The 14825-nt window shown below is 71.6% G+C and carries 12 protein-coding genes; 6 read left to right on the forward strand and 6 right to left on the reverse strand.

Going from position 1 to position 14825, the window contains the following annotated elements; genetic code table 11:
• Positions 1-5: 5 nt before the first annotated feature.
• The 4 genes from ACFYYR_RS26175 to ACFYYR_RS26190 all read left to right on the forward strand — a co-directional run bounded on the left by ACFYYR_RS26175 (position 6) and on the right by ACFYYR_RS26190 (position 3844).
• Entirely contained in the window at positions 6-536 is a 531-nt protein-coding gene (locus ACFYYR_RS26175) for a toxin (protein ID WP_388858309.1), read from the forward strand.
• A gap of 10 nt (positions 537-546) precedes the next feature.
• Positions 547-1797, forward strand: a complete 1251-nt coding sequence (locus ACFYYR_RS26180; protein ID WP_388858312.1) for an MAB_1171c family putative transporter — start codon at positions 547-549, stop codon at positions 1795-1797.
• A gap of 46 nt (positions 1798-1843) precedes the next feature.
• The gene (locus ACFYYR_RS26185; RefSeq protein ID WP_388858315.1) at positions 1844-3046 is read left to right on the forward strand and encodes a cytochrome P450; all 1203 of its coding nucleotides are present in this window, start codon (positions 1844-1846) and stop codon (positions 3044-3046) included.
• Positions 3047-3427: 381 nt separating this feature from the next.
• A complete protein-coding gene (locus ACFYYR_RS26190) occupies positions 3428-3844 on the forward strand; it encodes a winged helix-turn-helix transcriptional regulator (RefSeq protein ID WP_388858318.1) in 417 nt (138 codons plus the stop codon).
• A 134-nt stretch (positions 3845-3978) separates the two neighbouring features.
• Here ACFYYR_RS26190 and ACFYYR_RS26195 read toward each other — a convergent pair whose 3' ends face one another.
• From ACFYYR_RS26195 to ACFYYR_RS26205, 3 genes are all read right to left on the reverse strand, one after another.
• Entirely contained in the window at positions 3979-4485 is a 507-nt protein-coding gene (locus ACFYYR_RS26195) for a DUF6640 family protein (RefSeq protein ID WP_388858321.1), read from the reverse strand.
• A 135-nt stretch (positions 4486-4620) separates the two neighbouring features.
• Complete coding sequence (locus tag ACFYYR_RS26200) at positions 4621-5112, reverse strand: luciferase family protein (RefSeq protein WP_388858324.1); 492 nt, start codon at positions 5110-5112, stop codon at positions 4621-4623.
• Positions 5113-5446: 334 nt separating this feature from the next.
• Positions 5447-6682: a glycosyltransferase gene (locus ACFYYR_RS26205; RefSeq protein WP_388858327.1), complete on the reverse strand. Its 1236-nt coding sequence runs from the start codon at positions 6680-6682 to the stop codon at positions 5447-5449.
• A 530-nt stretch (positions 6683-7212) separates the two neighbouring features.
• Here ACFYYR_RS26205 and ACFYYR_RS26210 point away from each other — a divergent pair.
• Positions 7213-8040: an FAD binding domain-containing protein gene (locus ACFYYR_RS26210; protein ID WP_388858330.1), complete on the forward strand. Its 828-nt coding sequence runs from the start codon at positions 7213-7215 to the stop codon at positions 8038-8040.
• Positions 8037-10754 carry a molybdopterin-dependent oxidoreductase gene (locus ACFYYR_RS26215; protein WP_388858333.1) on the forward strand — a complete coding sequence of 906 codons (2718 nt, stop codon included), beginning with the start codon at positions 8037-8039 and terminating at the stop codon, positions 10752-10754. Before ACFYYR_RS26210 ends, ACFYYR_RS26215 begins: the two co-directional genes overlap by 4 nt.
• Positions 10755-10842: 88 nt before the next feature.
• Here the strand turns inward: ACFYYR_RS26215 and ACFYYR_RS26220 are convergent, their stop codons facing one another.
• The 3 genes from ACFYYR_RS26220 to ACFYYR_RS26230 form a co-directional block, all read right to left on the reverse strand.
• Entirely contained in the window at positions 10843-12402 is a 1560-nt protein-coding gene (locus ACFYYR_RS26220) for a PLP-dependent aminotransferase family protein (protein WP_388858730.1), read from the reverse strand.
• Positions 12403-12546: 144 nt separating this feature from the next.
• Positions 12547-13149: a LysE family translocator gene (locus ACFYYR_RS26225; protein ID WP_388858336.1), complete on the reverse strand. Its 603-nt coding sequence runs from the start codon at positions 13147-13149 to the stop codon at positions 12547-12549.
• A gap of 217 nt (positions 13150-13366) precedes the next feature.
• Positions 13367-14713: an MFS transporter gene (locus ACFYYR_RS26230; protein ID WP_388858733.1), complete on the reverse strand. Its 1347-nt coding sequence runs from the start codon at positions 14711-14713 to the stop codon at positions 13367-13369.
• Positions 14714-14825: the final 112 nt, after the last annotated feature.

Below are 14825 nucleotides of genomic sequence, written 5' to 3' on the forward strand. Positions count from 1 at the left end.
AGCGGATGAACAACACAGAACTCCGTCAGTACTGCGTCGACGTCGTGACGTCACTGGACATCCCCGAGCGGACCGACGTCAACGCGCTGTGCGACCGGTTGGAGGAACGCCGAGGGCGGCCCATCTCCCTCATCGAGGTTCCGATGCCCACCGGTCCCGGAAAGCCGTGCGGCCTCTGGGTGGCGGCCGACGACGCCGACTACATCTGCTATCAGCAGTACACGACCCAGGCCCACCAGCAGCACATCATCTCGCACGAGCTCGGACACATGGTGTGCGAGCACGAGGCCGCTCCCGTGATGCCGAACGAAGTGGCGCAGCTCCTCATGCCGACGCTCTCACCGGACCTGGTGCGCAGTGTGCTCGGGCGCACCCAGTACTCGAGCGAGGAGGAGCGTGCGGCGGAGCTGGTCGCGTCGCTGCTCCCGATGCAGGCCACCACGGCGGAGCGGCGGGCCGCACCTGCTGTCTCGCAGGGCGTGGCCAGTCTCATAAAACACCTGGAGCGCTCGCTCGAGCGCGGTACCGGTGGGTGAGACTGACTCAATGCTGCTTTTCAACCTCGTCTACGGGGCTCTGGCCCTGATCTCCTGGAGCGCCTTCTTCTACAAGGTGCGTCATCTGGTCCGCGACTGGCGGAACGGCGAGCTCCGGCTCGTGTGTTTAGCGATCGCCTCGTTCGCCACACCGTTCGTCGTCGCCTCGCCGTGGGTCTACGTACGGGTCGACCGGCTGCTGGGCATACCCAACATCGCCACGCTGATCGTCTACTGTTCCGTCGCCGTCAGCATCGTCTCCTTTCTGTCCCTGCTGGTGAGCTGGTCGTCGGCGCAGGACCGGGTCACGATGTGGCACCGCCTGATCGTGTCGTACGCGGTGATCACCGTGGCCGCGATGATCACCCTGTTCTTCCTCGGTGACGTCAGCGACGGCGAGCACCATGTGGACTTCGACACGTACTACGCCGAGGCGCCGTACATCACGGAATTCCTCCTCGCTCACCAACTGCTGTACACGGTCGGCATGGTCGGCCTGGCCCGGATGTGCCGGCGGTACGCGGCCGTGGTGGACCGGGTGTGGCTGCGGCGCGGGCTGAAGACCATCGCCGCCGGGGCCGTCGCCGGCCTGGGATACGGCCCGATCAAGATCGTCACCCTGGTCTGGGACCTCGTGGGAACCTCTCCCCTGGACGAGGTGAACAATGTGGTCGCCCCCATGAGCGCCAGCGTCTCCGCCTGGCTGTTCGCGGCCGGATTCACCATGCCCGCCTGGGGGGTGGGCCTGGACCGGGCGCGCGAGCGGGTGCGCCAGTACCGTGCCTACCGTCGGCTGCACCCGCTGTGGTCCGCTCTGACGCGGGCCTTTCCGGAAGTGGTCCTCTTCCCCGACCTCTATCCGGAGAACCCCCGGCAGGCCCTGCGCGACGACGACCTCGCGTTCCTGGTGAGCCGTCAGGTCATCGAGATCCGCGACGCCCAGCTGGCCCTCCGTCCCTACGTCGACCCCGAGGTCTCGCGCACGGCGCGCTCCTTCGGCGCCGCGCGCGGGCTGTCCGCCGATCACACCGAGGCGATCGCCGAAGCGGCCCAGATCAAGTCCGCACTCCGGGCCATGGAGCACGGACGGAGCGGGCAGTACGCCGCGACCGTCCCGCACGACCCGGCGGCCGGTGACATGGGCGGCGAACGGGACTGGCTGATCCGGGTGGCCGAAGCCTTCCGCCGCTACGACGACCTCGACAGCACGGCGTCCGCCACGGGCCAGGAGCCCCCGAAAAGCGGGGCCGTAACGGCATGACCGGTGGACAGCCATCCCGACTCGAACCCCCCACGGTGAACGCCCCATGACCCGCCCCTCCCCTCCGACCGCAGACGGTCCCTCGCTCTTCGACGAGGCCCTGCTCGCCGACCCGCACGCGGGATACGCGCGCCTGCGGGCCGCCGGTCCGGTCCACCGGACCACGACGCCGGACGGCGCCGATGTGTGGCTGGTGACGCGATTCGACGACGTGCAGGCGGCGCTCGTCGACCCTCGTCTGTCGCTGAACAAGGCCAACGCGCGCACCGTCGGCTCCCACGGCCCGTCCATGCCGCCGGAGCTCGACGCCCACCTGCTGAACCTGGACCCGCCGGACCACACACGCCTGCGGCGCCTGGTCTCCCGGGCCTTCACACCGCGCCGTGTCGAGGGTCTGCGGTCCCGGGTGCGGGCGATCACCGAGGAACTTCTCGACGGCTTCGGCGGTACGGGCGCCGACCTCATGGCCGGCCTGGCCCTCCCCCTCCCCATGGCCGTCATCTGTGAGCTCCTCGGCATCCCCGAGGAGGCCCGCCCGGACTTCCGGACGTGGACCAACACACTGCGCTCCCCCGAGCCGGACTCCGCCCTCGACTCACGTGAGGCGATGGGGCGGATGCACCGGTACCTGACCGGACTGATCGCCGAGAAGCGTGGACGCCCCGGGGACGACCTGGTGTCCGCGATGATCGGCGCCCGCGACGACCACGACAGGCTCACCGAGCCCGAACTCCTGGCCCTCACCTTCCTCATCCTGTTCGCCGGCTACGACAACGCGGTCAACCTGATCGGCAACACCGCCCTCGCCCTGCTCACCCACGAGGAACAGCGGGAGCGGCTGCTCCAGGGACGGGTATCCGTGCAGGACGTGCTGAGGGAGACCCTTCGCTGGGAGCCCCCCTCCCTGCTCGCGTCGCGCCGGTTCCCGCTGGAGGACATCACGATCGGCGGTGTCACCATCCGGGCCGGCGAACGGATCTGGCTTTCGCTGGCCTCGGCCAACCGTGATGAGGCGCGGTTCGAGGACCCCGACTCCTTCGACCCCGCGCGGGCCGGGGCGCACCTGGACTTCGGACACGGCATCCACTACTGCCTGGGCGCCCCGCTCGCCCAGCTGGAGGGCGAGGTCGCCATCACCGCGCTGCTGCGGCGGTTCCCCGCCCTCCGTCTCGCCGTGGCACCAGAGGAGCTGAGGTGGCGGCGTTCGTTCCGCAACCGGGGGCTCGCCGGACTTCCTGTTGCGTGGTGACGCCGAGCGTGGGGCGGGGCCCGAGGCGAGATCGGCCGCGGGCGGCCTGCGCGTACCTGGTGGTACTGCCCGGTGAGGTCGGGGACGCGGCTGGCGGGTGGCGGTGAAGCCCGGCCGGTGAACCGGCGCCGGACACGCGTCCGACGCCCCAGCGGCTCCCGCCGGAACGCGGGGGCCGCTGCCCGTTCGGATCGTGCACCACGTTCCGGGACACGAACCGACCCGCACGTTCACACTCGGTACCCGGACCATCACGCCTCTGGTCCGTCGGTCCTCCGTCGCCCCTCCCCCGCCCCGGCCGCCTGCGGGCGCCTCGGGCGGGCGCCGGGGGAGACCGTCCCGCCCTCTTTGGCATAGTGGTGATCCAGGAGCAAGCCGCCGATGCGCGGCTGCGGAGATGAACGAGGACGGACCGTGACCGAGTCACCCGACCAGGTATGCCCCATCAATCCGGTGGTCGACCTGGTGTTCAGCCGGTGGACCACTCCGATCCTGTGGGCACTGGAGCATCACGGACGGCTCCGCTTCAACGAGTTGCAGCGGCTGGTGCCCGCCATCACTCCCAAGGTCCTCACGCAGCGGCTGCGCCGGCTCGAACGCGACGGCCTGGTGGTGCGCACCTACCACGCGGAGATCCCGCCGCGGGTGGAGTACGAGGTCAGCGACCTCGGCCGCACCCTGGTCCCGGTCTTCGACACGCTCGCGGGATGGTCCACCGCTCACCTGCCCCAGGTCGAGGCCGCACGTCGGGCCTACGACACCGCGCGCGAGGAAGAAGAAGCCTGGGCACAGGGCTGAGCGGGACAGCCGGCGCCCGGGTGCGGACGGCTACGGCGTGGTCGGCCCGCCGCACCCGGGCGGTGCGCCCTCGCCGGTAGTGCCCCGCGGCACCCCCACCGCCGGTGGGTCGGCCGCGCCCCGGCCGGGCTTGATCAATGGGCGGTCCCGGAGGGGCCGGGAGCCGGCGCCGGGCGGCTGAGCAGGGCGGCGCCCGCGATCAGTCCGAGGACGACGATCTCGATGACCCCCTGCACCGGGATGCCGGCGATGTACATGTCCGGGGTGTCGAACTGCGGGTCGAAGTAGGCGGCGCCCGGGTAGAGGATCGCCACCGCCTGGCTGACCCAGTACAGGCCGGCGAAGCCGATCGCGGCCCGCAGGTTGGAACCGGCGTCACCCCGCCGGCGCCAGACGAAGTACAGCGTCGCCAGGCCCAGCAGGGTGCCCATGGCCATGGTCTGGCCGTTGTGGAACCTGGCGTGCGCGGTCCACTCCGGATTCAGCACATGCGTGTCGTTCCAGTCCGCGACATACGGCGACACCGCGGTGAAGAGAGCCACCAGCGACAGCAGCGCCTTGCCGGTCACCGCTCGGGGCCCGGCCGTCGGCCGGTCGGACGCCCCATCCGGGATCGGCGCGGAGGGCAGGGTAGTACGCATCAGAAATGGCCTTTCGTTTTCATCGGGTCGTGCTGATCCGGTGGTTCTCATCCGGACGACCGAGGACGGGCGTCCGGGCCCGGAACGCGACCGGGACATGCAGGTGAGAGGGCAGGCGCAGGGCCTGGATCAGGTTCAGGCCGCGGTCGCACCTGCGGTGACCGGCACATGACCCGTCGCGTAGGCGTAGGAAGCGGCGAGGACCTTCTTGGCCACCTCCACTTCGGCCGCGGTGCGGGGTGCGTAGAGCATCACGACGTTGATGCCGCGGTCGTAGAGGGGGTGCTTCTCGCCCCAGCCGGAGGAAAGGAACGCGGCGTGATCGGCCGGGTCCAGCGCCAAGTGCAGACTGCCGTCGGCGTGGAGATGGGCGAATTCGGCGTCCCAGCGGGGCGGCATCAGCCGGGCGCCCTCGGCATGTGCGGCATCGGCGAGGAAGACCGCCCAGCTGCCGGGAGCGGAGATCTCGCTGCGGCCCGTGGCGACACCGGGCAGCGCGGCCGCCATCCATCGGCGCAGCTCCTCCCGGATCTCGGGCGGGCTGGTCTGGGTGAACTGCAGGTGGGGCACCTCGGGCCCGGTCTCGGGCCGGTCTCCGGCGCGCTCGCGGAGAGCTGGGAACGTCATGGCGACGCCTCCTTCACATCAGGGGCCGCGACGCGCGGAGGCGGGGCGCGGCCCGGTTGCAGCGGCGTCCCGGACAGCCCGGGGCGCCGCTGTTCTCGGCACACCCACCACGTTAGTTTCCTGGCGATAGTGGTTTCCCCTGTGATAGTGCCCCACCCCTCGCTGCCGTCGGGCAGTCGCCCGGGGCCGGGCGTGGCCCGGCGGAGCGCGCACCGGAATGCTGCACGCTCCGTGCAGCATTCCGGTGCGGAAGCACGGCCTGCGGCGGCTTCGTCATCGGGTGTCCCCGGCTCGGGGGCCCGCGTGGGGTGCAGGGGATCATCGAGCCGGGGGGTTATGCGGGGGTCCGAGGCCCTTCCCGGCCGGCCATGTCGAGCAGCAGGTTCGCGGCCACGTCCGCCCCGTCGGTGCGGATCGTGGCGGCCACGGCAGTCGCTCGTGCGCGGGTCCCGGGGGTGAGGGCGGTCGTGAGTGCGGCCGTCAGGGACTCGACGGTCGGAGCCGGACCGTCGTGTGCCGCGCCGATGCCCAGGCCGGCCACCCGGCCGGCCCAGTACGGCTGGTCCGCCGCCTGGGGTACCACCACCTGCGGCGCGCCGGCCCGGGCGGCCGTCGTCGTGGTGCCCGCGCCGCCGTGGTGCACGACGGCGGCCACCCGACGGAACAGTTCCTGCTGGTTGACCTCGCCGACGACGAAGCAGTCGTCCCGGCTGCCGATCGGGGCCAGTCCGGCCCAGCCACTCGCGACGAGTGCGCGGCGGCCCTGCTTCCGGACCGCCTCGACGGCCACCTGGGCGACGTCCGTCGAGGCGTGCATGGGCATGCTGCCGAAGCCCACGTACACCGGCGGGGTTCCGGCGTCGAGGAACGCGGTCAACGCAGCCGGGAGCGGACGCCCGTCGGACAGGACCCACGCGCCGGTCCGGACGACGTCGAAGTCCGGTGTCGCCTGCAACGGATCCAGGGTGGGGTCGGTCGCGAGCCACGGCCGGTCACCGATGACGTAGTCGCGGACGTGGTCCACCGGTGGCAGGCCGAACGACGCCCGGTTCGTGTTGAGCGCCGCGCCGAACAGCGCGTCGACGCTCTCGGCGTCCAGCTCCCACAGCACCCGGTTGTCGGTCACGTCCGGTGGGAGCGGCCGGCCCGGCCAGGCCAGTGGCCGGCGGTGCGGCGACGGCAGGGTCAGCTGCTGGAAGGTCACGGACACGGAGCGGATGCCGAGTTTCTCGGCGACCGACAGCGCGCCGGCCGCGGCCGGCAGCATGCCGGTCGCCACCAGCACGTCACATCCCTCGGCCGCCGCGGTGACCGCGGCGAACTGCCCGGCGATCAACTCGGCCGCGTACCGTGGCAGGGACGACGGCGGCGGGGCCGCCTCTGTCAGAGCTCGCGCCGACCGGCCGACCGGCACCAGCGGCACGCCGGCACCGGTCAGCCGCTGCGCGAAGTCCTCGTCCGGCGGCGCGCAGACCCGCACCTCCGCGCCGAGCCCCCGCAGGCTCATCGCCAGCGCCACCAGTGGTTCGACGTCCCCCCGCGATCCGTACGTCGACAACAACACGCGCATGTCGCGCCCCCCATTTCTGTGGCTTCCCGCGTCAATTCCCGGGCTTCGGCCGGAGATTCTGCGGCACGACGGGGGTCTTGTCGCAAGCCCCCCGGTGCGCTATACGTTGACCATGGAAAGGAGCGGGGAACCCTCCTTTCCTTCTTCCACTCCGTTGTGGCGAGTTTCCACTCTGTTGCGGCGAGGACGCCGCCCCCGGCTCGCCCCTGGCTCGGTCTGCGCCGACGAGAACCGGACCGAATGCTGCGATACGCTGGAGAAGGATCTCTGGGTCCGCAGGTCGTTCCTCGACGAGTTCGACCGCAGCGGCCGTATGCGATGCGGCAGCGGCGTATATGTCGACGCGGTCGTCGTGCGTCGCTCTCGGCTCGGACCGCGCCCTGTCCGTATGCGGCGCATGGACCGATGCGACGCGTCCGATGAGCCGGACGGCCGCAGCCGAAGACAGAGCGCGAGCAGCGCCACGCACCGGTGGAACGAGTCCGGTGAACGGTCCTACGCGATGGTCGTCGTGAGGGAGATCGGTTCCCATGGACCTCAACACCATCACCGAAGTCGTCCGGCGACCGTCGGAGCAGCCGGGGGCGGACTGGTGTGAGGGCGATGCCTGGCTCGCCGGGGGAACGTGGCTGTTCTCCGAGGAGCAGCCGGAGCTGCGCCGTCTGATCGACCTGTCCGCGTTGCGCTGGGAGCCCCTCGTCCCGGGCGACGGGGGTCTCGGCATCGGCGCGACGTGCACCGTCCGGGATCTGTATGCCTGGGTGCCGCGGGACGACTGGGTCGCGGGGCCCCTATTCGCCAGGAGTTGCGAGGCGTTCCTGTCCTCCTTCAAGGTCTGGAACTCGGCGACCGTCGGCGGCAATATCTGCATGTCCCTGCCCGCCGGCCCGATGATCACGCTCACGGTCGCACTCGAAGCGACGTACGAGGTGTGGGCTCCCGACGGGTCCGTGCGCACCGTCGATGCCCTCGGCTTCGTGACCGGCAACCATCGGAACGTGCTCGCTCCCGGGGAAATCCTGCGGCGCATCGACATTCCGGCGCACGCGCTGCGGAAGCGCACCGCGCACCGCCGGTTCACGCTGACCCGCCTCGGCCGTTCCACGGTGTTCCTCATCGGAACGCAAACGCCGGGGACGGACGACCTGTTGCTCACCGTCACCGCCGGCACCACACGGCCCGTGCGCATGGCGTTCGGCAGCATGCCCGATGCCCGGACACTGCGGGAGAGCATCGACGCCGTTCCCGCCGACGTCTGGTTCGCCGATCCCAACGGGACCCCCGGCCACCGGCGCCGTCTGACAGAGCACTTCGCCGAAGAGATACGTCAGGAACTCAGCGATGGGGGGATGGCGTGACCTATACCGTGAACGGCAGGCGCTTCGCCGAGGAGCCGGACCCCGGCCAGTGTCTGCGCACCTTCCTCCGCTCGCTCGGCCACTACGGCGTCAAGAAGGGATGCGACGCGGGAGACTGCGGCGCGTGCACGGTCTGGCTGGACGGGGATCCGGTGCACAGCTGCATCACCCCCGCGTTCCGCGCGGACGGCCGTGAGGTGACGACGATCGAAGGCATCGGGTCACCGGGCGACCTGCATCCCGTACAGCGACGGTTCCGGGACGCCCCGGGGTTCCAGTGCGGCTTCTGCACCGCAGGGATGATCATGACGTCGGCGACGTTCACCGAGGCGCAGAATGAGGACCTGCCCCGCGCTTTGAAGGGCAACCTCTGCCGTTGCACCGGCTATCGGGCGATCGAGGACGCCGTGCGGGGCACCGCCGGTGTGGAGACGGCGGCGCCGGGCAGGGCCGTCGGGACGAGTGTGAGCGCGCCGGCGGCCCATGACGTGGTGACCGGGCGTGCCGAATTCACGATGGACACCCACCTCGACGGCATGCTGCACCTCAAGGTGCTGCACTCACCGCATGCGCACGCCCGGATCGTCTCGATCGACAAGAGGGCCGCTCTGGCGGTCCCGGGCGTGCACCGGGTCTACACCTGGGAGGACGTGCCTCGGAAGCGCTACACCACGGCCATCCACACCGACCATCTCGTCGATCCGGACGACACCCGCGTCCTCGACGACACGGTCCGCTTCGTCGGCCAGCGCGTCGTCGCGGTGGTGGCCGACTCGGTCGGGGCCGCCGAGGAGGGCTGCCGCAAGGTCGTCGTGGAGTACGAGGAACTGCCGGCCGTGTTCACCCCCGACGCGGCCATGGCCGAGGGGGCCCCGCAACTGCACGGCTCGGACGACCCCTTCGTCCGCGACCCCGCCCACAACGTCCTGCTCGAGATCCATGGGCACATCGGCGATGTGGACGCCGGGTTCGCCGAAGCCGACGTGATCCACGAAGGGACCTACACCTCACCGCGCGTGCAGCACGCGCATCTCGAAACCCACGGCTCGATCGCCTGGATGGAGAACGGCCGGCTGAACGTCCGCACCAGTTCGCAGTCCCCGTCGATCGCGAAGGGCAAGCTGGCCCGTCTCTTCGCCCTGCGCCCGGACCAACTGCGGGTCTTCTGCAAGCGTGTCGGTGGCGGCTTCGGCGGCAAGCAGGAAGTCATCTCGGAGGACCTGGTCGCGCTCGCCGCCCTGGACACCGGGCGGCCGGTCTGTTTCGAGTTCACCCGCGAGGAGGAGTTCACCACCGCTTCACCGCGGCATCCGATGACTTTGACGGTCAGGCTGGGCGCGAAGGCGGACGGGACGCTCACGGCGTTCCAGGTCCGCAATGTGTCGAACACCGGCGCCTACGGCAATCATGGCGGCGAAACCCTGTATGCGGGCGGCCCCGCCGTCATGATCTACCGCTGCCCCAACAAGAAGTACGACGCGTTCTCCGTCTATACGAACACCGTTCCGAGCGGGGCGCTGCGCGGGTACGGGATGACGCAGCCGGCGTTCGCCGTGGAATCGGCCATGAACGAACTGGCGCTCGCCCTGCATCTCGATCCGCTCGCGCTGCGACGCCGCAATCTCGTGCGACCGGGCGATCCGCTCGTCGCCCTGCACGACGGCCCCGACGACGTGACGTTCACCGAGAACGGGCTCGCGCAGTGCATCGATCTGGTGGAGGGCGCCCTGACGCGTTCGGCGGACGAGCCGCCACCCGGACCGGGGTGGCTGGTGGGGACCGGCGTGGCGAGTTCCTTGCACGAGACCGCACCCCCGACCGACCACCTCTCCGAGGCCTGGGTCACGCTGGGCGACGACCTCATCTACGAAGTGGCCGTCGGAACCGTCGAATTCGGCGAGGGGACGTCGACCGCGCATGTCCAGATCGCCGCACATCAGCTGGGCACGACGCCGTCGCGCATACGCCTGGTGCAGTCCGACACCGACCGCACGGGATTCGACACGGGTGCCTTCGCGAGCGCGGGGCTGTTCGTATCGGGCAACGCGGTACTGCGGGCGGCCAATGCCGTACGCGACCGCATCCTGGAATTCGCCGCCGCGCACACGGGTGTCCATGTGGTGATGTGCTCGATGGACGACGATGGTGTCGTCTGCGGCGACCAGCGCATGTCGTTGGCCGAGCTCGTGGCGCTGGCCCGGGCCCGCGGAATCCGGTTCACCGCCGCCCGCAAGGCCTACGGCTCGCCCCGGAGCGTCACCTTCAATGCGCACGGTTTCCGGATCGCCGTCCATCCAGTGACGGGTGAGATCCGCATCCTCCACAGCGTCCAGGCGGCCGACGCGGGCGCCGTCATCAACCCCGCTCAGGTCCGGGGGCAGGTGGAGGGCGGTGTCGCCCAGGGACTCGGCTTCGCCCTGACCGAGAACTACCAGGTCGACGCGGACGGCGTGATGGTCAATCCCAACCTCCGCAACTACCGCATCCCCACCTTCGCCGATGTTCCCCGCACCGAACTGCTCCTGGTCGACTCCTCGGACTCCGTCGGGCCCCTGCGGTCGAAGGGGATGGCGGAATGCTGCATCAACCCGGTGGCCCCCGCGCTGGCGAACGCGCTCCACGACGCCACGGGCATCCGCTACCGCACGCTTCCGCTGTCTCCGGAGCGGATCCACAGCCGGCTCGACGAGAGCCGGCCGGTGTCGACGGCCTGAGCGCGGGCCCGAAACCGGACGCCCTCGGGGCACCCCTCCCCACCGGACGCCCTCGGGGCGCCCCTGCCCCGCTTCGCGGGATCCGCGGTCAGGCCAGCTCGCGGAGTGCCTCACCGATCGTCCTCAGCCCGTCGGCGATGACACCGGGCGGGGTGGCCGCATAGCCGAGGACGAGACCGGGGCGGCCGGGCCGCAGGCGATGCCAGGACAGCGGCTGGCACTTCACGCCCCGGTCGAGCGCGGCTGCGGCGAGCTCCGTGTCGGGTACGTCCGCGGCATACGTGACCGTCAGGTGCAGCCCGGCAGCCGCCCCGTGCACGACCGCACCCGGCAGGTGCCCGGCGACGGCGCCCAGCATCGCGTCGCGGCGCCGTCGGTGGCGTCCGCGCACCACCCGGAGGTGCCGCTCCAGTTCACCGGATTCCATCAGCCGGGCGAGGACCAGTTGGGGCAGCACGGCATTGCCCAGGTCGGTGAAGCGTTTCGCGTCGATCAGCGCTTCCCGGTAGTGGGACGGCGGCACCATCCAGCCGATCCGCAGGGCGGGGGCGAGCAGCTTGGACACACTGCCCAGGTAGCAGATCCGGTCGGCGGCCAGCGCGCGCAGTGCGGGCGTCGGCGGCCGGTCGTAGCGGTGCTCCGCGTCGTAGTCGTCCTCCAGGATCAGTCCCCCGTCCTCCGTCCAGCGCAGCAGCTCACGACGGCGCTCACCACGCGTCACCACGCCGGTGGGGAACTGGTGGGCCGGGGTGAGCAGTGCCGCCCGGGCACCGGTGGCCCGCAGTGCGTCCACGCGCACGCCGGCCTCGTCCACCGGGACCGGTGGGGTGGCCAGGGCTCCGTTGTGCAGATGCCAGCGCGTGCCGAGCGAGCCGGGGTCCTCCACGGCAACGCTGTCGATGCCGTCCGCCCGCAGCACGGGAGGCAGCAGGGTGAGCGCCTGAGCGGTGCCGGCGACGATCAGCACCTCCGCCGGCTGCACCCGGATGCCGCGGCTGTGCGCGAGCCAACGAGCGACGGCGCGGCGCAGCGGCATGGCGCCTTGGGGATCGCCGTAGCCGAGGTGTTCGTGGGACAGCTCGGCGAGCACGGACCGTTCGGCACGCAGCCACGCCGCGCGGGGGAACGCCGCGAGGTCGGGCTGTCCGGGGGTGAAGTCGACGCGGGCGGGCGCGGTCCGCAGCGCGTCGAAGACATCCGTACCGGGTTCACCGGCGAACAGCGCGCCCGGCGCCGCCCGTTGGCGTGTGACCGGGCTCTCGGACGGCACGCTCCCGGCAGCGGCGGCGGGGCCGGCGGGGGCCGCGACCACCACGGTCCCACTGCGCCGGCGTCCCTCGACCTGGCCGTCCTCGGTCAGCCGCCGGTACGCCTCGGTGACCACCCCGCGGGAGACACGCAGTTCGGCCGCGAGCACCCGGGTGGCCGGCAGCCTGCTGCCCACCGTCAGCCGGCCGTCCGCTATGGCCTGCCGCAGCCGCCGGGTCAGCCAGTCCGCCTTGCCGCCCGCGGGCGCCTCGGCGACGTCGAGTTGGAGGAAGTCGGAGCCGCAGGCCGGCGACGGGCCGGCTGCCGACGTGACTGCCGTTGTTGTGGGTGCGGCGGCCCTGCCGCCCGCTTTCGGTACGCCCTCGTTCACCGGGGCCATCGTGACATGCACCTGCGTCCTCAACTCCGTACAGGGCCCCGCGAACCGTGTCGGCTGCGCCACACCGCCGGTGGCCCGGCCCGCACCGGCGGTGTGTCCCGGGTGGCCGGAACCGGGTGGCGTCCGCGTGCCGGGAGTACCCGCTCAGGCCAGCGCCAGCCGCGCGCTCAGGCCGACGAAGCAGACGGCGAACACCCTTCGGATGCCGGTCATCACGCCCGGCCGGGCCAGCACCCGGTCGCGCACGGCAGCGGCGCAGCATCCGTACGCGGCGAAGACGACGAAGGTCAGCGCCATGAAGACCGCGCTGAGCCGGAGCATGACGCCGAGGGCGCCCGGGGCACCGACGGACACGAACTGGGGCAGGAACGCGACGAAGAACATCGTGAGCTTCGGATTGAGCAGATTGCTCAGGACGCCGGAGGCGATCACGCGCACTGCCGGCCTCGGCTGCTCTCCGACGGCCGACGGTGCCTCCTTGTCGCGCAGCATCGCCCACGCCATGAACAGGAGGTAGCCGACACCGAGGTACTTCACCGTCTCGAAGGCGACGACGCTGGTGTGCAGCAGCGCAGCGAGCCCGGTGACGGTCGCCGTCAGATGCGGCACGATGCCCAGGGTGCAGCCGAGGGCCGCCAGGACGCTCGCTCGGCGGCCGTGGGCCAGCCCGGTGGCGAGGGTGTACATCACACCGGTGCCGGGGGTGACCACCACAACCAGGGTGGTCAGCAGGAACGCAGTACTCAACGGTGCCTCCGCACGGTTCGACGTCCCTTCACCCTGTCTCTCCCTCGGTCCGGTGGACAGGGCCACAACGCACCGGGCCGGTTGGTCCATTGGCCTCGCGACCGCGACCGCGAACGGGGCGGGCGCGAGGCAGTGGGCGGACCGAACGGGGACATGGGGGCGGGGGGCCCGCCGGGGGTCGCCCGATCCGCGGCGGATCGCGTCCCGGGCCGAGGCCTCAGCCCGAAGCGGATCGCAGCGTTGTTCCCTTCGGCGACGGGTCTGCACCGTCCGGCCGCCGACGGATGACCACCGCCATCAGGCAGGCGGCACCGCACAGTGCGCCCGCGGTGTACCAGGCCGTGTCGTAGGAGCCCGTCACATCGCGTACCAGGCCCGTCAGGAAGGCCACCAGCCCGGCGCCCAGCTGATGGGCGGCCAGCACCCAGCCGAAGACGATCGCTCCGTCGTCGCCGAAGTGCTCGCGGCACAGGGCCACGGTGGGCGGGACCGTGGCCACCCAGTCCAGGCCGTAGAAGACGATGAAGAACAGCATCGGCGGGCGCACCGTGTCGGCCAGCAGCAGGGGCAGGAACATCAGGGAGACGCCGCGCAGGCCGTAGTACACGGCGAGCAGCCGCCGGGCGTCGTAGCGGTCGGTGAACCAGCCGGAGGCGATCGTGCCGGCGAGGTCGAAGACACCGACCACGGCGAGCAGGCCGGCGGCCGTGGTCACGGGCATGCCGTGCTCGTGTGCGGCGGGCACGAAGTGGGTCCCGATCAGACCGTTGGTGCTGGCCCCGCAGATGGCGAAGGTACCGGCCAGCAGCCAGAAGGCAGGGGTCCGGGCGGCCGAGCGCAGCGCGCCCAGGGCGCGTCCCGCCGCGCCGCCGCTCTCCGGGGGCGGCGGGGACGACGGCGACGCGTGGCCGGCGCGCTCCTCGGGCCCGGCACCGTAGCGGGTGGTGCCGACGTCCCGGGGGTGGTCCCGCAACAGCCAGACGACCAGGGGGACGACGGACAGCGCGGCGGAGGTGACGGCCAGGGTCGCCGTTCGCCAGCCGTACTGCTCGGTGAGCCAGGCGACGAGCGGCAGGAAGACGAGTTGCCCGGCGGCACCACCGGCGGTGAGCACCCCGGTGACGAGGCCGCGGCGGGCCACGAACCAGCGGTTGACCACCGTGGCGACGAACGCCAGCGCCATGGAGCCGGTGCCGAGTCCGACCAGGACGCCCCAGCACAGGACGAGCTGCCAGCTCTCGTCCATGGCGACCGTCAGTCCGCTGCCCGCCGCCACGAGGAGCAGGGCGGAGGCGACCACCCTGCGCATGCCGAACCGCTCCATGAGGGCCGCGGCGAACGGAGCCGTCAGCCCGTAGAGGACGAGGTTGACCGAGACCGCCGCCGAAATCGTGCTCCGCGGCCAGCCGAACTCCGCGTGCAGCGGATCGATCAGCACGCTCGGAGCCGCTCTGAAGGCCGCCGCGCCGATCAGCGCGACGAACGCCACAGCGGCGACCCACCAGGCACGGTGCATGCGCGAACGGCGGTCGGCGGGGGCATGCCACTGCTGTTCGTCGGCCACGGGGGCCCGGGGCGTTTCGGTCGCAACGGCGGGCGGGGGCTGTTCATCGGCCGTGGGGGGTGGGGGTGTCTGTGTCACGGATCCAGCATCCGGCCGACGGGGAGGTGCAGCG

Source organism: Streptomyces sp. NPDC001922 (assembly GCF_042891165.1).
GTDB lineage: Bacteria > Actinomycetota > Actinomycetes > Streptomycetales > Streptomycetaceae > Streptomyces.